Here is a 20,504-nt window from a genome sequence, read left to right on the forward strand (position 1 = left end):
CTTTATTGTGAGGCGTTGCTAGAATTTAGCGCTTCGGTAAATATTGATTTGAGGGTGGCATCGTCATATTGATCGAGCGTGCTGGCGGAAATGCCGCTGTCCACCAGCAGTTTCCGGATATCGGTGGCTGATAAGTTCTGGAGATTGCCCGACGTTACGCTATTATTGTTCGTAACGGCGTTGCTATTTACGTTCGTATTACTGTTGGTGTTGGTATTGCTGCTGGAATTCTCTTGTTGCAGGGCCTCGGCGTACAATTGGCGCAGGGTCGCGTCGTCCATCTTGTCGACCGTTTCGGACGGTACGCCAGACTTCTTCAGCACTTCCCGAAGTTCTTCGTTGGACACCTGGTCGAGCGTGGGATTGACGATCGTATTGCTGGTGATGGGCGTATTTGAATTGTCGTTTGCGACTGAGTTGTTGTTAATATCGAATAAATTGGCCAATGCGTTCGTATTGCTGCTGTTACTGTTAGTGTTGTCGTTGACGGACTGATCCCGGCAGGTTTTGCCCTCGGGACAGTTTGGGTCTTTATTGGCGTCTATTTCGTCCTTATCGGGTATGCCATCGCTGTCGGAATCGGGCAGATACGGCGACGTACCATAGGAATACAGCTCGTCAAAGTCGCTAATACCGTCCTGATCGGTGTCCCGTTCCTGCAGAGCGATCAGTTCGTTGCGGGTATTATTGATTGTCGCGATATTTTCACTCTTGGGAGCGGGTAATTTGAGCTCGCGGTACAACTGAAAAACGCCCAGGCCGATTCCAACGGCCCCAGCGGTGATAATCAAGGCTACAAGTGTGTTTGGTTTTGGGTTCATGTGGGGTGGGGCTGGGAATAACCATTTGGCTGACTTTTTTTACGTCACTCCCGATATTTATCCACTTTTTTACTTCACCATTATATCACAATAAACCGCCAGTGTCAAACAAATGTCTGTCAATTGGGCGGGTTTTTACTCGATCGGAAGTTTTTCAGCCAAGCTGACCCAGTTTTTGACGGATAATTCCTGGGGCCGCACCGTACCCAACAGTCCTAGTTCACTAAAAATGGCTAACATTTCCTTAGTGCTGACTTTCAAACCGTTTTTTAGGGTATTTTGGAGCTGTTTGCGCTTGCCCGCGAAAGCAATTCGAGCGATTCGGAACATTTGTTTGTCTTCTGGTCCACTGGGTTGAATTTTTGACAACCTAACCACAGCCGAATCAATCTCCGGCTCCGGCCAAAATTGGGTGCGATCGACATCAAAGAGATACTCAACATCGGCGTAATACTGCACCGACAAAGCTAACAAATTCATCTGACCCGGTTCGGACATCATCCGCTCGGCGACTTCTTTTTGGAGCAAGAAGACCATCATGCTGGGTTTGGGTAAGCGCTCCAAGAACTCACGCAATGCCCGGGAAGTGAGATAATAGGGCAAATTGGCGACAATCTTGTACCCGCCATCGGGTAATAACTCTGAATGGGTGTTGCGCCATTTGAAAATATCGTCGTTAACGATCGTGACATTGTCATATTTCAAAGTATTTTTCTCCAGAATCCCGATCATGCGACAGTCCCGCTCTACCGCGTAGACTTTTTTGGCGTGCCGGGCCAGATGTACCGTCAAATTCCCCGGGCCGGAGCCTATCTCAACAATCGTGTCAGTTTTTTTAATCTGCGCGGTGGCCGTAATTTTTTCCAGTGTTTGGCCGGACATCAAAAAATTTTGTCCGGCGGACTTGGTTGGACTAATACCAGCGAATTGTATCTGCTGTCTGATATTAGGCATTAGCTTCCTTAATATGTAACGCTCCCTGGCGCACCACTGCGATCTTTCGACTCGTAAATTGAATAATAGTCGAAGGTGGCCGATTGGGCAACCGACCAGCATCGATTATTAAGTCGGGTTGGTAGCGCTTGCCCTGGAATTGGTCTTTTATTTTACCAATAGTGTAAGCCGGTGGTTGGCCGGACAAATTGGCGCTGGTGGATATGATGGGGTAGGTCAACATGTTTAAACATTTCGACACGAAGTCGTGCCGCGGCCATCGTACGGCCACAGTTCGGCGACCGCCCGTGACCAGAGTCGAAACGGCCCGATGCTTCGGTAGTACGACAGTCAACGGCCCCGGCCAGTATTGTTTAAGCAATATTAATTGTTTTAGTGTTGGTTTGACCACCTGGCGCAGTTGCAGCCAGCTATTTACTAGCAACAATAGGCCCTTTTGCTCGCTGCGCCGCTTTATTTTCAACAGCCGGTGTACCGCTTTAATATTGAACGGATCACAGCCCAAACCGTAGACCGTGTCGGTCGGATAGACAATCACGCCACCGGATTTGATGACCTCGGTGGCTCGGCACATTATCTTGTGCGCATTACTATTTCCAAGTTTGACTGTTTCCATACTGAATCCGTGGGCGAGGATGATCATCCTCGCCCACGTTGTTTATTATAATATAAAATTTATCAACCGATTCGGTACGTAAACGACTTTCTTGTATCCGGCCAACTTGTCTTTCAATTTTTCATTGGCAATGACAGCCGCCACTGCGCCGGCTTGATTAATTCCCGTAGTAACATTCGGAATTTTTCCCCGCACCTTGCCATTGATCTGAACAATTAATTCAAAGTTCTCATCCTTGAGGCATTTCGAATCAAACGTTGGCCACGATTCTTTCTGAATATCGCCGCCATTTATTTGCTCCCACAATTCCGAAGCGATATGTGGTGCGAATGGGAATAGCAATACCAGGAACTTGTTCACTGCTTCATAATCAACACTATTCCCCTCAAGTTGTCCCTCATGTGAAAGTTTCGAGGCGAAGTCACGATCATTAAAATACTCCATCATCGAACTTACGACCGTATTAAACCGAAATCGCTCCAGGTCTTCCGTAACTTTCTTTACCAGCTTATGTATTTTAATCGACATACCTGGCGTGTCGACTAATGTCTTTCTTTCCATGCCCAGGGATGAAATAACTTTGTACACGCGATCAAGGAATCGATACACGCCCACCATGCCCTGTGTCGACCACGGTATGGCATCTTCGAACGGCCCCATAAACATTTCGTAGGTGCGCAGTGTGTCGGCACCGTATTTCTTCACCACATCGTCGGGATTGATCACATTGCCCCAGCTTTTCGACATCTTGCGGCCGTCTTCGGCCAATACCAAGCCGTGCGAATGCCGATGTTTGTAGGGTTCCGCGGATGGAACTAGTTTCTGGTCGAACAGGAACTTGTGCCAGAACCTGGAGTACAGCAAATGCAGTACAGTGTGTTCCATGCCACCATTGTAAATATCAACCGGCAGCCAATATTTCATTTTATCAAATTCAGCAAATTTCTTGGTGTTATGCGGATCGCAATACCTCAAGTAATACCAGCTCGAACCGGCCCAATTCGGCATCGTGTCGGTTTCGCGCTTAGCCGGTCCGCCGCACTGGGGGCACTTCGTGTTGACCCACTTGGTCATATTCGCCAAGGGTGATTCGCCCGTGTCGGTCGGCAGATATTTTTCCACGTGGGGCAATTCAACCGGTAAATCTTTGGCAGGCACCGGTACGACACCGCATTTATCACAATGAATGATCGGGATCGGTTCGCCCCAATAGTGCTGGCGGGAAAACACCCAGTCACGGAGCTTATACTGAACTGCGAAACGAGCCAGGCTGTTATTATATGTTGGCACTGACTTTGATGTAATTCGAATCACCTCGTCAAGCAATTCAGGGAATTGATTATTCTTGGCACTATCCATGAGCGTAAAATGACCCCGACCTGGGATAGATACTATTGTTGCCCCCAACGTATGCGCTATCTTCTTGGCGCTGGAAAGCCGCGCCGGTGTGTCATTTGAGATATACACTGTGACACCCGAAGCTCTCTCGGTTATACCTTTATCTAGAGTATAATCTATAAAATCGACCAAGCGCTTCTCTTTAGGTTCGAGCTCTAAAGTTGGCGCAATTAAAATAAGGTGTCCAATCTTCCGTTTCGTCTCACCCAACCAACGTAAAACGAAAGCGCCACCAGCGCTATCGCCGATTAGGATGGTGTTTTCGTCAACATAGACCTGATCAAACTTTTCCTTCCATTCTTCATATACGGGTGCCCAATCTCTTGGCATTTCGGGGTTTTCAACATCATATCCTTTCTCACTAAGCTCTCTAACGAACCAGCCGTGCCAATGGCGAAGATTTGGAGTAATATAGTCAGGATCATTGCGCTTATCTCGACCAGACGAGCCGTGTATGTAAACTATGTTTGATGTTTTCTTCCCTACTAATTGATTTATAATCGCCTTGCCTGCCGCCTCCGAATCCATCCCATCGAACTGGCCGGAATTTCGCATCACACCCTCGCCCGTATGAATATAATTGGGATTCTTCAACAAGTTCATGACAAATTCGCCCTCAACGACGGTAAAGAAGTTCGCCATTTCCTTTTCATCCAGCCATAGAACTTCATGTAACGCAGCTTCTTTTTCGTCGACCGGGTCGCGTTCTTCATTTTCCAATTCGAAGAACAGATACTGGAACCTGGCCCAGCGGTTCTGCTCTTTTACCCGGTGGTAAAATAGGCTGTGAATAGCGACCTGCGGATCACGAACCAACCGGATATTTTTATAGCCAGTCTCTTCTCTCGTCTCCCGCTTGGCCGCTTCAACAATATCCTCGCCTTCCTCAACGCCCCCAGTAACTAATCCGTGCATTCTTATTGTCTTCCAGCTTATGCATAAATACTTGTCGGTTTTGGGATTGCGAATCACGGCGGCGACGGCGTTCCGCTTAACGTAAGGTTCGCCTTCATGAACAGCCGATTCGTCTCTCGTGTTTGTAAACTTTGGTTCCACCACTCGTCGAATCGGTAATTTGAACTGTTGGGCAAACTCATAATCCCGTTCATCGTGCGCCGGTACGGCCATAATAGCTCCCGTACCATATGTGCTCAATACGTAATCAGCCACCCAGATCGGAATCTCCTCATTGTTGGCCGGATTAACCGCTTTGATGCCCTTTAACTCGACACCGGTTTTCGTCTTGGCCAAATCGGTTCGGTCCAAATCCGACTTCTTCGCCGCCTGTTTGATATACCTCTCCACTTCTCCCCAATTCTCAATTCTCAATTTTCCATTCTGAATTATCTCGTGCTCCGGCGCCACCACAAGATACGTTGCGCCAAAAATGGTATCCGGCCGAGTGGTAAATACCTTTATTTTGAATTTTGAATTGGTAATTTTGAATTGTATCTCTGCTCCCTCGCTCTTCCCAATCCAATTCACCTGCTGCGTCTTGATCTTGGGCAGATAATCAACCGTATCGAGATCCTTCAAAAGCCGTTCAGCGTAGGCCGTGATCTTGAGTATCCATTGCTTCTGCATGCGCCGGGTGACTTCGGTGCCGCAACGTTCGCATTTGCCATTGACCACTTCTTCGTTGGCCAATCCAATCTTACAACTGGGACACCAATTGATCGGCATTGTAGCCTGATAGGCCAACCCCCTTTCAAACAGTTGTAAAAATATCCACTGGGTCCATTTGTAATAAGCCGGATCGGTGGTGTCTACCTCCCGTGACCAATCGAAAGACAGCCCTAGCATTTTCATCTGCTGGCGGAAGTTGGCAATATTAGCATTGGTAACTTTTCGTGGATGCTGACTGGTTTTGATGGCGTAATTTTCGGTCGGTAAACCAAACGCGTCCCAGCCAATTGGGAACAGAACATTGTGGCCAGCCAAACGCGACTGGCGGGTTATCGCGTCCATAGCGCTATATGGACGCACATGGCCGACGTGCAAACCATCCCCCGATGGATAGGGAAATTCAATCAGAACGTATTTCTTGGGCAGTTTGGAGTTAGGTTGAGCCGTTTGGGGGTGCTTTTCCCAGTTGCGCTGCCATTTTGCCTCAATTTTACTGGCCAAATACTTCCCACTGGCTCGTTTCCGCTGATCCGACATAGTTCGAAGGTGTTGTAATAAATGACCGGCAGCCAGCTTCCAAATGCGGCCAGATACCGTAGCTAATATATCACGAAAACCGTCTTATTCCAATGATTTTATCATACCCCTTACGTCATTGACAGTCGGGGTTAATTGTGATATTCTGCCAGTTATGCGAGTTACTACCTCCGATGATTTGGCACCTGGAGCCCTGTTTTAGCCCTTATATTAGCCAAAATATAAGAGGCTTAACCAAGCCGATATAACTCTCAATCTCACAAAATTCAGCATTATCTTCATCCGCCGTTTCCTCCGCGGGTGTTCTTATGTTTTGCGCGGAATTGGACTGATCATCTATTGGATATTGCTTAAACCGTTGGAACTTATCTGGCGCTGGCTGTTCCGATACGTAATTTTGAAGCTATATATCGTATATTTCCCAATCAAGCGCCGCATCGTCGAACGTCTCGGACCGGTTCGAAACCGTTTTCTGTTTTTATTCTCCAGTCGCTTTGTCATCCACCTAATGATCCTATGTATTGCGGCCGGCGTGACTATCAACAGCCTGCGTACTCGCGAAGTCTCCGCCGAGGAATTCGGCTCGGGTAGTTTGGTGGTGAAGTTTTTGAATAATTCATCTGATGCGACGGTCGTGGAAGAAACTTCCGATACTCAGCTGGCTAAACCGGTCAGTTACGCGAGCCAGAAGGGCCTGGTCGGTAGTACGTTGACCAGCACCGATACCAATGGCACCGATACTGAATCCGACTCTCAAGTGTCGTTGGCCCAAGGAGGTAGTGCGATTATCAAGCCCAACATGCCCACCACTGACGCCACCGAGCAAGATCGCAACCAAGTTGAATACTATGTTGTCGAAGGCGGCGACACGGTCAGTACTATTGCTCAGAAATTCGGCATCTCAACGGATACGATATTACAAGAAAATCGTCTGGGAGTTAAAGATTATATCAAACCCGGAGAGAAACTAACCATATTGCCGATGAGCGGTGTTTCCCACCAGGTGAAAAAGGGCGACACGGTGGCTTCGCTGGCAAAACTATACAGTGTGGACAGTTCGGCTATTATTGATTTCAATAAACTGGCTTCAGCTGACGATATCAAAGTCGGAGATATACTGATCGTGCCGGGCGGCGAGGCACCGGAAGTTGTCACCCCAAAACCGACCTTGGCTCAATCCCGGGCGGGCCAATATCAATCATCGGCCGACAATTCACAACCGCTGCCCCCAGTCAAAGTATCGGCTTCACAAAAGATGGTCTGGCCTACTTCCAGCCATAAGATTAATCAATATTTTCGACGCGGCCACACCGGTGTTGATATTGACGGCGACATCGGATCACCCATCTACGCGGCTGAAGGTGGCCGAGCCGCCACGGTCGGTTGGAACAAGGGCGGTTACGGGTTATATATCATTCTGGAACACGCCGATGGACGGCGAACGCTGTATGGCCACTTAAGCAAGACATTTATCACGGCTGGCCAGCAGGTATCTAAAGGTCAGAACATAGCCAACATGGGTAATACCGGCCGTAGTACTGGACCGCACCTGCATTTTGAAGTCATCAGCGGCGGACGCAAGCTTAATCCACTTTCATATCTCTAACACCCTGGCAAAAACAGCCGCAGCAACGCGGCTGTTTTGTTCTGCGATCGTATACAACTGTAGAATGTAGTTATTTAAGTATTTGTTAAGTGTAAATTTGCGAATTCCATCAACTGATCATATGGCGCGGCTGGAAATATTTTGATCGTATGTTTCGGCTGTACTGGTTCCGCCATAGTACCCTTCGCGCAACGATCCGCTGACGCTTTCTTTTCCGTAAGACGATAATGGTGCTGACTTGGAAACGCGCTTCGTCAGACCAAACAACCCCCAAACAAGAAGTGCGCTACATGCAAACATCAATAGCAACGAAACTATCAGCTTTCCGCGTTTTCTGTGACTAGTTTTCAAACTCGAAATTGTCATGTGTCATTTCATAAATAATTCGCGTCCCTCCAATTTTTTTGAGATCAAATGGGAGGGGGGCGATAATATAACCTAGCGGTAGTCTTATCCTTACCTGGCCTATTATCGACCGTGTTAACGCAAACAGCCTGAGCGTTATTCATCTTGGACATGGCATTTCTTTAATTATTAAAGGCCTTTACCAACACTGTAACTCATATACTAACTAGTATTAAACACTTGGGGAATATAAAGGTGTCGAGAGCCCATCCATATTTCTTACTCTAATAAACCGGAAATGACGGCATTCTTGCTGTCATGATAGACAGAAAAAGAACTGAGCACGTTTGCGTCGATACTGACACTGGATTATAATTGCCTCAGGCACACAATAAATGTAACCCTTTTACAATGATCACTAAACAACTAATCGCATTTATCAGGGAGCAGAAGTCGGCGGGTAAAACCAAAGCACAGATCACCGGCCTGCTCAGCCAAAACGGCTGGAAGGAGGAAGACATCGCCGCCGGTTTTCGACAGGTTGAATCTGGCGCGTCCGCTCCTATTCCCCAAAATAACCCCGACCAATTGATGGGCGTAATCGACCTAGTGAAGGCCAGCTGGAATCTGTTCATTAAACGTTGGCAGACCTACTTTGGCATTATGGCCTTTCAAATACTAGCCAGCGCAGCAATTTTTATTCTAATGCTGGTGGGTGGCTTGACAACGCTGTTTACATCTGGCATTGGCAGCTCCGCGGTAAACAATGAATCATTCGACATTGGCGGATCAATACTGCTGTTTGCGATCTGCCTTATTGCGATATTGGCCATTAGCCTGTTCTCATACTTGGGGTACATCGCCATGTATCACGTGGTTCGATCAGACTCAGAAGTTGGCGTTAAACAAGCTTATAGTTTTGCTTGGTTAAAGTTTGGTTCGTTTCTGTGGGTATATATTTTGACCATGCTGGTCGTTATGGGCGGCATGATGTTATTGTACGTGCCTGGCATTATCGCCAGCATAGCAATCTCCTTCAGTTTGATAGTACTGTTGACCGAAGATACCAAAGGATATAGCGCTCTAGTTCGCAGCTGGCAGTATGTCTATGGGCACTGGTGGGCGGTTTTTTGGAGATTCTTGGCATTTGGTTTTTTGCTGGGCTTAGCGGGCGGCGTCTTGGGTGCCATCTCGATGGGCATCCTGAGTTCCTTAATCAGCATTATCGTGGCGCCCATCATGGCGGCTTACACTTACCTGTTGTTCATGAATCTAAAATCTTTACCGCGCGATCCCCAGGTTTTTTCGAAACCCAATGGTCATTATAAGGTGTACGCGGTTCTGGGCATACTAATGGGGCTGGGATATATTGGATTTTTCATTTGGCTGATTGGAACCACGCCTAGCTAGCGATTGTGCCAAGTCAGCCAGTGTTGATTATATAATCGCCATCACATGTGCGGTCGGTTTACCATCGTCGCGGATGTAAAAAAGCTTGAGCAGCGCTGGCACGCGATTGCTCAACGGGCTTTTTTGCCGCGTTATAATGCGGCACCGTCTCAACAGCTACCCATAATTACCAATCATCGGGCTGGGAAAATTATTTTGGGCTGTTGGGGTTTGCAACCCAGCTGGCTCCGATCCAAGTCCGGCCTGATCAATGCCCGAGCAGAAAGCATCCAGGAGCGCCCGGCTTTTCAAAACGCCCTGCGCCTACGCCGTTGCCTAATACTTGCCGATGGTTTCTTTGAATGGGATCAAAACCGGCAACCATATTATTTTACTCTGCCACAACATCAGCCGTTCGCGTTTGCCGGCATCTGGGAGCCAGCTCGCAATCCGGATAGAGATAGTTGCCCCACCTTCGCGATTATCACCTCCAACGCCAATGCCACAGTTGCCCCAGTGCATTATCGCATGCCGGTAATTCTATCTCCCGGCGAGGAATCAACTTGGCTCGACGCTAAGGCGCAACCAGAAAAAGAACTGGCGTTGCTTCGTCCTTACGCCGAACCAATAGAAAGTCGCCGAGTATCCAATCTGATAAATTCGGTCAAAAACGATACACCGAGTGTGATAAAACCAATTTAGAAATTCCGTAGGCGATCAAGCGCTTGGTCGCCTACGTGTATATACTACCCCATCGTCCGATACTGCAAGGCTTCCGCGATATGAGCGGTAGTAATAGTATCGACTGCCTCAAGGTCAGCAATCGTGCGGCTGATTTTTAATACCCGCGAATACGACCGCGCTGATAGTTGCATATGAGTCAAAGCATTCTTCAATAACTCCGCGGCCGGCCGGCCTAATTGACAATAACGTTCTATTAACGGCTGATCCATCTCGGCGTTGACAATAATGCTCGTCGTACGAAAACGTTCCAGCTGGCGCTGGCGGGCACCGACTACCCGATGACGAATCACATCTGATGGCTCAGCGGCTTGAGCCGAGACCAGATCATCGACCTTGACGCGGGGAACCGTGAGATGCAAATCGATCCGATCCAGCAATGGTCCGGATATCTTCTGCTGATAGCGGGCAATCTGCCAGGCCGAACACCGGCAGGCTATCTCTGGATCGCTGGCATAACCGCACGGGCAGGGATTTTGAGCCGCCACTAATACAAACCGAGCGGGGAATTTCAAACTGCCGTTGATCCGATTTATTGTGATGGTGCCGTCTTCCAGCGGCTGGCGCAGACTTTCCAGCACCGGGCGTGGAAACTCGGGAAATTCATCCAAAAACAACACACCCCTATGCGCCAATGATATTTCCCCGGGCCGGGGCAAGCGCCCGCCGCCGATTAGTGCCACCGATGACGCGGTGTGATGCGGTGATCGGAATGGCCGCCGTATTATTAACGGTTCATCAGAGGTCACCAAGCCGGCTACACTGTAAATCCTCGTCACATCAAGCGCTTCTGATATATCCATCGGCGGCATGATGGAAATTAGCGCCTTGGCCAACATGGTTTTACCCGACCCCGGCGGTCCAGACAAAAAGACGTTGTGGCCGCCAGCCGCAGCGATTTCGAGCGCCCGCTTGGCTCGCGTCTGGCCTTTGATCTGGCTAAAATCGACTGGGTATGTTTGATCGTCTGGAATTGATACCGGCTCACGCTGATAAGATGGTATTAAATTTTCGCCGGTGTAATGCTTAATTACATCATTTAAACATTTCACCGGGTGGATATCGATGTCGTCAATAATGGCCGCTTCAGCTGCATTGTCAGCCGGTACAAAGATGCGCCGGTAACCGTGCCGACGCGCTGCCAGCGCCACAGGCAAAGCACCCGATACGGGCCTAACTTCTCCCTCCAAAGATAATTCGCCGATGAATAAGGCTTCCTGATCGTCTACGATAAATTGACGCGAAGCCATCAGCACGCTTAACGCGATCGGCAAATCAAACGCGGGGCCTTCTTTCCGCAGGTCAGCCGGTGCCAAATTAACTGTTACGTGCGTATTGGGCCATTTGAAGCCGCTGTGACGAATAGCTGAACGTACCCGCTCGCGCGCTTCCTGGACTGCCGCGTCAGGCAGGCCGACGATCAGGCAGCGGGTTAAACCAAAACTAATGTCCGCTTCCACCTCGATCGGTTCGGCATCGAGCCCGGTGACCGTGGCTGAATAAACATGGATAGACATAAAATAACAGCCGAGTCATCTCGCCTGCCTGTCACAGTGTATTCTAAACGATCATTAATTATTTGGCAAGTCTTGCGATGGCATCCTTTTCGGACTTGGTGTGGCATTTCTCTTTGAAGATATTCCAACAACAATAACAAACACACCCACGATAATCCACACGTCGGCGATGTTGAATACCGACCAGTCGTTGAAATTGAATACGTCTATTACGTGGCCATACATCATCCGATCAAACAGGTTTGAAATGGCACCGATCAATATCAGCCCAACCCCCCAACTTACCATCGGGGCGATTCGATGATGCGCACGCAACAACCAGGCAGCCAATCCGATGACGACCAGACCAACCGTTCCAGCGATCAGCCAAATGGGTAATTGAATTCCAAAACCAATGCCGGCGTTGGGATAATATCCCAGCCGCAAAGGTCCGACAAATGTTTCAGTCGTCATCTGATTCAAACGCGTCTGGACGGCTAGTTTGAAAAACTGATCGGCCAGCAACGCGCCGGCCAGACTGACTAGACCGATAACTGTTGTGCGGTATCGCATCAATCGAATCTGACTTACGGTTTGGCTTTGGAACAAACTACGCACACAGTAGCGGCGGGAAATATTTGTAACCGTTCCTTGGGTATGGCTTGGCCGCAGTTACTGCATACACCATATGTGCCTTGTTCGATCTGCTTCAACGCGCGTTCGATCTGATCCAGCTCTTCCTGTAATCCATGTTGTACTGAAATGCTATCCTGGTAGTTGGATACTTCCAGCGCGTTGTCGTCCGGTGAAATACCATATTGAGGAAACCGAGTACCGGCATCATCATCAGATGAGGTGCCTTGTTTGGTTGAGTCATTTACTTGGGTCTGTAGCGCGGTTTTTTGCTGGAGTAACCGAGCTTTGATTTCGGCGATAAATTTGGAGTCCATGGGGGTATATTTAGTCTGTAGATTGAAACCGCTCTATTATAACACACTGCCCTGGCGCGGGGTAGCTGGGTCGGCTAAGCTTTTCTTTCCAATTTTAAAGGGCGTCTTCGAGCCCCCAATAATTTAATTAATGGAGCGAATGACGCCCAAGGAATTGACTCAACTCCTTGGGCTGCTGCAGCGCCCAACTTCGTGGCTAAGCGAAGCGCTGTAGCAGCCCGACAGAGTATGTCGGTCAGTTCCCTTATTCATGGTCTATCCGGCTTTCAATCATGATTGATTCATACCATTCTTGCGGTACTGCCTCATCACCGAAGCGATAAGATGTACCTTTTTGTTTTTGTTTTCCTCTCTTTTTGGGAGGAGTTCTTTTTGTTTCAGCCCGCCGGAAGGGCAAGTTATTCGAACAGTATGAAATTTCCAGCTCCCAAATGCTTTGCGGAGCAGTTTTTCACACCGTTATGGAATGAAACGATAGGTTTTCAAAGCATCTGACAGAAGTATAGCAAATAAAAACGACCTTGTCAATAGCCGTATTTATTGTAATATTAGCGTATTTTAATTCGATTGTATTTATGAGCCCACTTTTTCCACACTTTGGCAACGCAAACGCTGTGCATTAACCAATTAATGGTTAGCCCGCGGCAGCATCATGCAAAACATCAGGCTTATCCGATTGCCATCGCTGCCGTTAGCCAGATACAGCGATTCGAATTTGTTAATCAGTGAGGTTTGATTTACTAAACCACTGCCTGGTACCACAACCAGCTCGTTGCCATGAATCCGACTGAGACAATTACCGGTATTAATCTCTAAAGATGGCTTTGGTTGAGCGACAGTCTTCAACAGTTCGGTGGAATTGGTGATAATATTCTGTCCGTTTAATCGACCCAGCAAAAGCTGTCCGCCCGTTGGCAGATCCATTATCTGAAATGATTCCAGCGCACCATCGCCCGTCCAAGCGCGCCAAGCATTGGTTTGTGGATCCGGCACAAGTTCGGTTACCTGCGTACCATCAATCAAAGTGGTCGGCACTTCGCGTGGGTATAGCTGACCGGCTAGGCGGCGAAACAAAGCTTCTAAATTGTTCAGCTGATTATTTAGAGTATCAGTTGAGGTCGGCAACAGAGCCAGTAAGAATGGCGGCGACTTTTTGGCAACATCTGTCGAACCCAGGATCAGATCAGCTGGCGAATCGACAATCGGTGCTATCTCTTTATCCCAGTCGGCACCTAATTGCTGCTTGACAAACGTTACCCATGACTGAAGCGGCGCTGCTTTTTCGCCTGACCCAGTGAGTTGTTCAAGTATTTTTCCCAAAGATAAATGCAGATATGCCAGACGATATTGCGTGGGTAGATTCAGACGTGAACCCAATGCTAACGACTCGGCATCACTGGTAGACAATCGGTCAAACAGCCGCTGAGAGTAGTTGCGTATTTGCCCCCAAACATAGTCGTTGTCAGCATTCAGCTCGACATAAACCGGCTCCGTTGTTGCTCCGCCCAACTGTGTTGAATATTCCTTTAGATCTGGATTTGTCTGGGTGGCCGACCAGATATTTTCTATTGGCAAAAAGCCGCTAATCAGTGGCGCGCCAATACGATACCCCGCTATGGCATCGCCAATTGAATTGCGGTATTTTCCATCGTTTTTTTTCGCGTCCAAAATGAACTTTGGCGTGGAAGATAAAATGTATATGCCGTTGTCAATATTCGTCCAGTAGACGTGTCGCGCCGCTGCCTTGAATTGAGGTGTAATCATTGAGGCGAGACTGAAAATATCCGAAACATCATCGGATATCCAGACGTTCTTTTCTTGCGGTAATAAGTGCGATGGCACCGCCCGGCGCAGTGCGGCCTCAAACTTGTCAGCCGATTTGGTTTTTATCAATATCACGTTCTCCGGCTGATTGGCCACGGTTAGCTGTACGAAAGCAATTTCTGTCCCAATATACTTAGCCATTTCCAATGCATCGGTTGACGAGGCCGTGCTACTTTTTAACTTATCTTCCAGTGCTGTCATCACTGTTGACCAACGCGCCATAGCTTGCTCCGTATCCCAGCGCTTCATTTGCCGAGTGCTCAAATCCACGTGCAAATATACCGACACGTCACGCGGTGCATACTGATCCAGCGTATAGGTATGTTTCCATAGCGGCCAATGTTGAACGCCAAAAGTAACGACGGCAATGAAGATAAGCACCGCCACTCCACCGATAATAGCTATTAGAGCCGACCGTTCGACTGCAGGTTTATTTGGCTGCCACCACATTTTTGTTTACCTCCTCTAGCAAGCGTTGGTTAACTTCTTCAGGCGTTAGATGGCTGGTATCCAGTACCAAATCGTACTGATCCAATTTCATATAATCAATCCCGTAATATTTCAAATAACGCCGGCGCGAGCTCTCAATTCTAATCGCCAGGTCTTTTTCCACATCTTCCACTGTATGCAATTCCCGACCCTCATTGCGCGTGATCCCGTCTTTCTGCAGCTCCTTCCATATCCTAGCCGCGCCGGTACGCAGATCACATTGTAAAAATATTTTAAATGAGTGCGGGATAAAATAAAACGACGTCCAGCCGTCAACCACGAAGTTATCACTAGTCTGTCCCAGCTTAGCTTGGAAATCATCAACCTCCTTATCCGTGAACTCTTGCGTTTCGCCAACCTGGTTTAATTCTTTGATTGTCCATCCCCGTTGGCGCGCCATTTCGCGACGCAAAATTCCCATTCCATAAAATTTATAACCGAGTTCCTGCGCCAAATATCGGCCATTAGTCGTCTTGCCTGAACCCGGCATGCCGGAAATTGAAATAATCATACCTGTACTGTAGCAAACAAATTCGCATCAGTAAACGGGTTGACAATATTGTGTTCATTGGATAAAGTTACCGCCAACAGAAGTCGGCTGAATCTCAATCACCAACTGGGGGGGGCGTTGTGAAACATTTGCTGGGTTTCAAACAGGGGTTAATCTGGCTGACTAGCCTCAACAACCCGGATCTCAACGATTTCGCCAGCCATCTTTTCAACGTTCCGGAATCAGTCTGGAGCCAGTGGCTCGTCAATAGCGCCCGGCCGCCCAGGGAACTGCGGGGAAAGATGTCGTTTCTGCTTACCCAGATCGTGCTGGCTCCCGGACTACGCCGATCAACCGGTGTAAATCCTCGGGTGGCTTGGCGCCACTATTCCAAACTTCACCGTAAGAGGCACCCCATTCCGTCGGTAATCGCCACACGTATCGCATCAGAAACCGAAGAAACGAGGTGTTTTGACAGCCTGACTGAGGCTCTGATCTGGTACTGGCTGCTGGAGATGGGGTATCCCGTCCCATTGCCATATTACCTCTGCCATCAGGTGGTCATTCTGGGACTGCACTTGGTGCGCGCGCATATCGCTCTCGACGATCTGGCGCTGCAACTGCATTGCGATTACGACTTGCTGGATCAGATGCTCGGCGGCCACGTAGTTCTTTCACCGATTGGAGCCTGCCAGGTGATGGAACTGGATGCTAAGTTGGCACACTCCTATCCTCCTGGCTCAAGACACTCGAACGCAATCCCAGTTTAAGTCCAGACCAAAACGGCCCGAGCCACCTCCGGCCGTCTTTCTTTAATATTAGCTAGATGGATCAGCCGTCTCGGGTTTGGAAGTAATGTGACACCGACGGATCAGGGGCGGAATGAAATACATCAATAACCCGGTTATAGCCATGATGACAAATACAACTGTCGTGATGACGCTTAACTTATTATGCAAATAACGCACCGCACCCAAATCGATAAACGTCAAATGTTCAGAACTGAAGGAAGAATATTTCATCAGCAAGCCGGTCCCGGCCATAAACAGAATCAAAACGAAAATAATTAATACCAATAATCTATGGAATAGACGTGCGAAGTGAAACCATTTAGTCATCGTCGCCTCCGCTAAAATTATAAACGCTGTTTGTATTCTGAACCTGCTGGGAATTGACGGTCGCATTCAAGGCGCCAATCAGCAACTGCCGTAAATCACGGTCAGCCATACCGGAATGCATCGTGCCCCGACCGCCTTTGGTATCGTAACCTTGGGTCGCGTCACGGCCGCAGTATTGGACAATGCCCGCCACACCGCCCGGATGGCTATTCAGATACCCAGTCACGTTATACACACTACCATTCATGATCAGCCAGCAGTCGGACCGGTCGCCATGTTTAAGCACCTCGGCAGTCGTCAACGCAACGGTGTTATCAGACAGGTTCGATAAGGCCTGGGTATTACCAACCGCAGGATTGGCCTTTTTGCCGGAATACTGGCCAGCGTAGTAGCCGGCAAGGATCAATACGGCAATCACCCCGACGATTCCAAAATAAAGTTCTTTTTTCATGCCTACAGTATATCAGATACCTCTTCAATGCCAAAACGCAGGCGGAGATATTTCCGCCTGCGTCGGTATAGCCGTGGATATGACGAGAGTTCTTTAGAAGAACCGTCCCCGCCGGTCGTTGTGACCGCCACCCCGGGGGCCGTTGCCGTGGAATCCACCCGAGTGTCCGAATGGCCGTCGGGGCCGGGCGGCATTGCGCGTCGCCGCGATTTCTTCCGCGGACTTGCCGACCGCCTTGTGCGACAGGCTAATGCGGCCACGCTCCTTATCGACTTCCATGACTTTTACCTTTATCGTGTCGCCGACTTTGACCACCGAGCTTACGTCCGGTACGCGCTCCTCTGATAATTCGGATATGTGGACCATCCCATCTTTGCCGGGCATGAACTCAACAATGGCACCGATTTCCGCGCCGCTGTTTCGATCGGCCACAATCTGAGTCACCTTGCCCTCAAACTCTTCACCAATCTGGACATCGTAGGTCAGCTGTTTGATCCACTCAGTCGCCTTGTCCGACATTTCTGAGCTATGTGAAGTGATCATAATCAGACCATCATCCTCGATATCGATCTTGATCACGTCTTTACCGCCGCATTGATCAATAATTTCATTGATTGTCTCACCGCCTTTGCCGATCACGTCGCGGATCTTAGCTGGATCAATTCTGATTGATGTAATACGCGGCGCATACTGTGACAATTCCGGTCGCGGCTCGGCGATCGACTCAGCCATCTTGGCCAATATGATATCGCGCGCCGATTTGGAGCGGACAAATGTCTGCTCACAGACTTCCATGGTCAAGCCGCTGTTTTTGATATCCAGCTGAATGGCCGTGATACCGTCTTTGGTGCCGGTAATTTTGAAATCCATTTCACCGACATGATCTTCCATGCCCTGGATATCGGTCAACAGCACGAACTTACCCGTAGCCTCATCGGTCATTAGACCCGTGGAAATACCGGCTACCGGCTTGGTGATCGGCACGCCCGCGTCCATCAGAGCCAGCGTTGACCCGCAGGTCGAAGCCATTGAAGATGATCCGTTGGACGACAGCACCTCTGATACCACCCTAATCGTGTAGGGAAACGCTTCCTTGTCCGGCAGTACCGGCACTAGGGCTTTTTCAGCCAGCGCGCCATGTCCAATCTCCCGGCGTCCGGGGCCGCGCAATGGCGCCACTTCACCCACCGAGAAGCCGGGGAAGTTATAGTGGTGCATATAGCGTTTCTTGCCACTCTCTTCCATCGTATCGAGTACCAGCTCATCACCGGGACTGCCCAGCGTTACAATCGAGAGTACCTGCGTTTCACCGCGCTGGAACAAGCCCGAACCGTGCGTCCGCGGCAGCAATCCAACTTCAGCGGTTAGCGTGCGGATTTCGTCCGGCTTCCGACCGTCGGCGCGGACGCCGGTATCTAGCACCCGGCGGCGGACTGACTCATCCATCAGATGTTCGAATATCGCCGGCGCTTTCAAACGCAGCTCCTTGCTGACGTTATTATCGCTCTTGAGCTGTTCATCAAGCTCGGCCAACGCGGCTGTCTTGGCTTCAGCCCGCGCGGTCTTTTCTGTCATGTCCAATATGGCCTGGACTTTTGGTGCGGCGAATTCTGTTACTTTCTTATTCAGGAGTTCCGCGGCCTGTTTTTCTTCATCAGTCGGTTCGGGAACGGCGATTTTCGGCACACCCAGATCTTTTTGCACCGTGCTGATCAGTTCAAGTATTTTCTTGATGTGCTTCTGGCCAAATTTCAAACCATCGATTACCACATTTTCGGGTACTTCTTTGGCGCCGGCCTCCAGCATTACTATCTTGTCGGTATTGCCAACCACTACCAGGTCGAGAATAGACTTTTCGCGAGCCTCGTAGGTTGGGTTCAGCACCCATTCGCCATTGATCTGGCCTACCCGAACACCGGCCACGGGACCGGCCCAGGGGATGCGGGAAATACTCAGGGCGCATGAAGCGGCAATCAAGCCCGGCAGATCGGAATCGTTTTCCTGATCGACCGACAGACAGGTGATAACCACCTGAACATCATTGCGAATTGTTTCATTGAAGAACGGACGGATGGAACGATCCACCAATCGAGACGTCAAAATCGCCTCATCGGTCGGTCGGCCCTCGCGCTTGATGAAGCGGGAACCCTTGATTTTACCGGCCGCGTAGAGACGCTCTTCGTAATCGACTAGCAGCGGGAAGTAATCAATTCCTTCGCGCTGTTTGCTGCTCATAACGGCGGTGGCGAGTACGACGGTGTCGCCGTACCGAACCGTGCAGGCGCCGTCGGCCTGTCCGGCAAAACGACCGACCTCGATGGTCAGTTTCTTGCCACCGATTTCGGTTTCGAACTGTTTCACTGGCATAACTGTGTTTCCTTGTGCCTGGCCTTCAGACTCCAGACTTCCACGATCGTGGGTAAAAAGTCTGTCGGTCTGCCGGCCAGAGCGTTAATTATGACTTACTTAATTGATAAGCTGTTTTGATTGTCTCGGCTGCCATTATCCCGCTGACCATTTGGCGCTGTATCAATAGGTTGATGCCGATTTTTCGAACGCATGGGATTGACCAAACGGCGCAGGCTGAAATTGCTCTTGATCAGATATTTATCCTCATCGGCGCACAGATCGGTAAATTCATCGCATGATTCCATCAGGCGGGATGAAGATGATCGGCTGAAGGCCACCACCTCGACTTGCTGGCCGTTATAGCGCAGATACTCCACCAACGGAATGAAATCACCGTCGCCGCTCACCAGTACAACCGAGTCCAGCTTTGGTGCCAGACGAATCGCGTCAATGGCAATGCCGACATCCCAGTCGCCCTTTTTCTGGCCGCCGTAAAATACTTGCAGATCTTTGCTCCGAACCTCGAAGCCCTGCTTGCTGAGCGCGTCAAAGAAGCTTTGCTCCTCCGGCGCTTCGGCTCGAATAACATACGCGAAAGCCCGGATCAGCTTGCGTCCGGCAATAGCGGTTTCCAATATTTTTCCGAAGTTGACCTTGGCTTGATAAATGTTCTTGGCCGAGTAATACATATTCTGGACATCTACGAAGACGCCCACTCTTTGTTCAGTGTGCTGGATCATTATTTTTTGAGCTTGAGTTTCTTAATCAGCGACAGATAGCTCTCGTTGTTCTCTTTTTCGAGATACTTGAGCAACCGGCGACGCTGTCCCACCTTGCGGAGCAACCCGCGACGTGAGGAAAAGTCTTTCTTGTGGAGCTTGAGATGTTCGGTCAACTGAAGGATCTCTTCAGTTAAAATCGCTACCTGCACTTCAGATGAGCCGGTGTCCTTGGCGTGCGTCTTGAACTTCTGGATCAGCTCCTCCTTTTTGGCTTTGTCGATTGGCATAACGTCCTTTCTGGGTCCGCGGTGTCCGAGTAGGGTCTGTTCTGGCCCAACCAAGCCACCGTATAAATGATAATATCACCCAGCACAGTACCACGTACGCTTAATTGTGTCAATTTTGCTACGATGAGCGTTTTTCCCACCCGTCATTGCGAGCCCGACGAGTATTCGAGGAGAGCGAAGCAATCCCACTAAATAATGATAAATACTGAATGAAGGCACGACCCTCACGGCTGGTTCGATATCATCACATGTCGCCGGTCGATTCACCTTTCATTTGATATTAATTCTTGTATTG

At 49.3% G+C, this 20,504-nt stretch carries 19 protein-coding genes and 1 pseudogene; 4 read left to right on the forward strand and 16 right to left on the reverse strand.

Annotated elements, in window-relative coordinates; all coding sequences use genetic code 11:
• Positions 1-2 precede the first annotated feature (2 nt).
• From WC734_02270 to WC734_02290, 5 genes and pseudogenes are all read right to left on the reverse strand, one after another.
• A complete protein-coding gene (locus WC734_02270) occupies positions 3-821 on the reverse strand; it encodes a hypothetical protein (GenBank protein MFA6197963.1) in 819 nt (272 codons plus the stop codon).
• Between the two features lie 135 nt (positions 822-956).
• On the reverse strand, positions 957-1,775 hold the full coding sequence (gene rsmA / locus WC734_02275) for a 16S rRNA (adenine(1518)-N(6)/adenine(1519)-N(6))-dimethyltransferase RsmA (protein ID MFA6197964.1): 819 nt from the start codon (positions 1,773-1,775) through the stop codon (positions 957-959).
• Positions 1,768-2,418, reverse strand: a complete 651-nt coding sequence (locus WC734_02280; protein MFA6197965.1) for an L-threonylcarbamoyladenylate synthase — start codon at positions 2,416-2,418, stop codon at positions 1,768-1,770. Before WC734_02280 ends, rsmA begins: the two co-directional genes overlap by 8 nt.
• Positions 2,419-2,436: 18 nt before the next feature.
• The gene (locus tag WC734_02285; protein MFA6197966.1) at positions 2,437-4,848 is read right to left on the reverse strand and encodes a class I tRNA ligase family protein; all 2,412 of its coding nucleotides are present in this window, start codon (positions 4,846-4,848) and stop codon (positions 2,437-2,439) included.
• Positions 4,834-5,952 (reverse strand): annotated as a pseudogene (locus tag WC734_02290) (class I tRNA ligase family protein). The gene WC734_02285 and the pseudogene WC734_02290 overlap by 15 nt, the downstream one beginning before the upstream one ends.
• A 313-nt stretch (positions 5,953-6,265) precedes the next feature.
• On the opposite strand from WC734_02290, the gene WC734_02295 reads away from it, so the two are divergent.
• On the forward strand, positions 6,266-7,558 hold the full coding sequence (locus WC734_02295; protein MFA6197967.1) for a M23 family metallopeptidase: 1,293 nt from the start codon (positions 6,266-6,268) through the stop codon (positions 7,556-7,558).
• Positions 7,559-7,675: 117 nt separating this feature from the next.
• On the opposite strand, the gene WC734_02300 is transcribed toward WC734_02295, so the two are convergent.
• Complete coding sequence (locus WC734_02300; GenBank protein MFA6197968.1) at positions 7,676-7,924, reverse strand: hypothetical protein; 249 nt, start codon at positions 7,922-7,924, stop codon at positions 7,676-7,678.
• 390 nt (positions 7,925-8,314) lie between these two features.
• On the opposite strand from WC734_02300, the gene WC734_02305 reads away from it, so the two are divergent.
• Together WC734_02305 and WC734_02310 are read left to right on the forward strand one after the other, a co-directional pair.
• Positions 8,315-9,313: a hypothetical protein gene (locus WC734_02305; protein MFA6197969.1), complete on the forward strand. Its 999-nt coding sequence runs from the start codon at positions 8,315-8,317 to the stop codon at positions 9,311-9,313.
• Between the two features lie 45 nt (positions 9,314-9,358).
• A complete protein-coding gene (locus WC734_02310) occupies positions 9,359-9,994 on the forward strand; it encodes an SOS response-associated peptidase (GenBank protein MFA6197970.1) in 636 nt (211 codons plus the stop codon).
• A gap of 44 nt (positions 9,995-10,038) precedes the next feature.
• Here WC734_02310 and WC734_02315 read toward each other — a convergent pair whose 3' ends face one another.
• The 5 genes from WC734_02315 to WC734_02335 form a co-directional block, all read right to left on the reverse strand.
• A complete protein-coding gene (locus WC734_02315; GenBank protein ID MFA6197971.1) occupies positions 10,039-11,550 on the reverse strand; it encodes a YifB family Mg chelatase-like AAA ATPase in 1,512 nt (503 codons plus the stop codon).
• A gap of 54 nt (positions 11,551-11,604) precedes the next feature.
• Positions 11,605-12,102, reverse strand: coding sequence for a signal peptidase II (locus tag WC734_02320; GenBank protein ID MFA6197972.1), 498 nt, complete (start codon positions 12,100-12,102; stop codon positions 11,605-11,607).
• 14 nt (positions 12,103-12,116) lie between these two features.
• Complete coding sequence (locus WC734_02325) at positions 12,117-12,479, reverse strand: TraR/DksA C4-type zinc finger protein (GenBank protein ID MFA6197973.1); 363 nt, start codon at positions 12,477-12,479, stop codon at positions 12,117-12,119.
• A 627-nt stretch (positions 12,480-13,106) separates the two neighbouring features.
• Positions 13,107-14,753, reverse strand: a complete 1,647-nt coding sequence (locus WC734_02330) for a hypothetical protein (GenBank protein ID MFA6197974.1) — start codon at positions 14,751-14,753, stop codon at positions 13,107-13,109.
• Positions 14,734-15,303 carry a cytidylate kinase family protein gene (locus tag WC734_02335; protein MFA6197975.1) on the reverse strand — a complete coding sequence of 190 codons (570 nt, stop codon included), beginning with the start codon at positions 15,301-15,303 and terminating at the stop codon, positions 14,734-14,736. The genes WC734_02330 and WC734_02335 overlap by 20 nt, the downstream gene beginning before the upstream one ends.
• A gap of 119 nt (positions 15,304-15,422) precedes the next feature.
• Here WC734_02335 and WC734_02340 point away from each other — a divergent pair, with 119 nt between their 5' ends.
• Positions 15,423-16,052, forward strand: a complete 630-nt coding sequence (locus WC734_02340) for a hypothetical protein (protein MFA6197976.1) — start codon at positions 15,423-15,425, stop codon at positions 16,050-16,052.
• 48 nt (positions 16,053-16,100) lie between these two features.
• On the opposite strand, the gene WC734_02345 is transcribed toward WC734_02340, so the two are convergent.
• The 5 genes from WC734_02345 to rpsO form a co-directional block, all read right to left on the reverse strand.
• Positions 16,101-16,325 carry a hypothetical protein gene (locus tag WC734_02345; GenBank protein MFA6197977.1) on the reverse strand — a complete coding sequence of 75 codons (225 nt, stop codon included), beginning with the start codon at positions 16,323-16,325 and terminating at the stop codon, positions 16,101-16,103.
• 67 nt (positions 16,326-16,392) lie between these two features.
• Positions 16,393-16,851 (reverse strand): cytochrome b5-like heme/steroid binding domain-containing protein, encoded by a 459-nt coding sequence (locus tag WC734_02350; GenBank protein MFA6197978.1) that lies wholly within the window; start codon positions 16,849-16,851, stop codon positions 16,393-16,395.
• 93 nt (positions 16,852-16,944) lie between these two features.
• Complete coding sequence (locus WC734_02355; protein MFA6197979.1) at positions 16,945-19,218, reverse strand: polyribonucleotide nucleotidyltransferase; 2,274 nt, start codon at positions 19,216-19,218, stop codon at positions 16,945-16,947.
• A 95-nt stretch (positions 19,219-19,313) separates the two neighbouring features.
• On the reverse strand, positions 19,314-19,940 hold the full coding sequence (locus WC734_02360; GenBank protein ID MFA6197980.1) for an NYN domain-containing protein: 627 nt from the start codon (positions 19,938-19,940) through the stop codon (positions 19,314-19,316).
• Positions 19,940-20,209 (reverse strand): 30S ribosomal protein S15, encoded by a 270-nt coding sequence (rpsO, locus tag WC734_02365; GenBank protein MFA6197981.1) that lies wholly within the window; start codon positions 20,207-20,209, stop codon positions 19,940-19,942. Before rpsO ends, WC734_02360 begins: the two co-directional genes overlap by 1 nt.
• Between the last annotated feature and the right edge of the window lie 295 nt (positions 20,210-20,504).

The sequence above is a fragment of the Patescibacteria group bacterium genome, from assembly GCA_041661625.1.
Classification (GTDB): Bacteria; Patescibacteriota; Patescibacteriia; order JAHIZJ01; family JAHIZJ01; genus JBAZUB01.

What these genes read in the sequence shown, in the direction of transcription:
- WC734_02270 (MFA6197963.1), bottom strand. Translation starts at nt 821, where the DNA reads ATGAACCCAAAACCAAACACACTTGTAGCCTTGATTATCACCGCTGGG.
- rsmA (MFA6197964.1), bottom strand. Translation starts at nt 1,775, where the DNA reads ATGCCTAATATCAGACAGCAGATACAATTCGCTGGTATTAGTCCAACC.
- WC734_02280 (MFA6197965.1), bottom strand. Translation starts at nt 2,418, where the DNA reads ATGATCATCCTCGCCCACGGATTCAGTATGGAAACAGTCAAACTTGGA.
- WC734_02300 (MFA6197968.1), bottom strand. Translation starts at nt 7,924, where the DNA reads ATGACAATTTCGAGTTTGAAAACTAGTCACAGAAAACGCGGAAAGCTG.
- WC734_02305 (MFA6197969.1), top strand. Translation starts at nt 8,315, where the DNA reads ATGATCACTAAACAACTAATCGCATTTATCAGGGAGCAGAAGTCGGCG.
- WC734_02310 (MFA6197970.1), top strand. Translation starts at nt 9,359, where the DNA reads ATGTGCGGTCGGTTTACCATCGTCGCGGATGTAAAAAAGCTTGAGCAG.
- WC734_02315 (MFA6197971.1), bottom strand. Translation starts at nt 11,550, where the DNA reads ATGTCTATCCATGTTTATTCAGCCACGGTCACCGGGCTCGATGCCGAA.
- WC734_02320 (MFA6197972.1), bottom strand. Translation starts at nt 12,102, where the DNA reads ATGCGATACCGCACAACAGTTATCGGTCTAGTCAGTCTGGCCGGCGCG.
- WC734_02325 (MFA6197973.1), bottom strand. Translation starts at nt 12,479, where the DNA reads ATGGACTCCAAATTTATCGCCGAAATCAAAGCTCGGTTACTCCAGCAA.
- WC734_02330 (MFA6197974.1), bottom strand. Translation starts at nt 14,753, where the DNA reads ATGTGGTGGCAGCCAAATAAACCTGCAGTCGAACGGTCGGCTCTAATA.
- WC734_02335 (MFA6197975.1), bottom strand. Translation starts at nt 15,303, where the DNA reads ATGATTATTTCAATTTCCGGCATGCCGGGTTCAGGCAAGACGACTAAT.
- WC734_02345 (MFA6197977.1), bottom strand. Translation starts at nt 16,325, where the DNA reads ATGGCCGGGACCGGCTTGCTGATGAAATATTCTTCCTTCAGTTCTGAA.
- WC734_02350 (MFA6197978.1), bottom strand. Translation starts at nt 16,851, where the DNA reads ATGAAAAAAGAACTTTATTTTGGAATCGTCGGGGTGATTGCCGTATTG.
- WC734_02355 (MFA6197979.1), bottom strand. Translation starts at nt 19,218, where the DNA reads ATGCCAGTGAAACAGTTCGAAACCGAAATCGGTGGCAAGAAACTGACC.
- WC734_02360 (MFA6197980.1), bottom strand. Translation starts at nt 19,940, where the DNA reads ATGATCCAGCACACTGAACAAAGAGTGGGCGTCTTCGTAGATGTCCAG.
- rpsO (MFA6197981.1), bottom strand. Translation starts at nt 20,209, where the DNA reads ATGCCAATCGACAAAGCCAAAAAGGAGGAGCTGATCCAGAAGTTCAAG.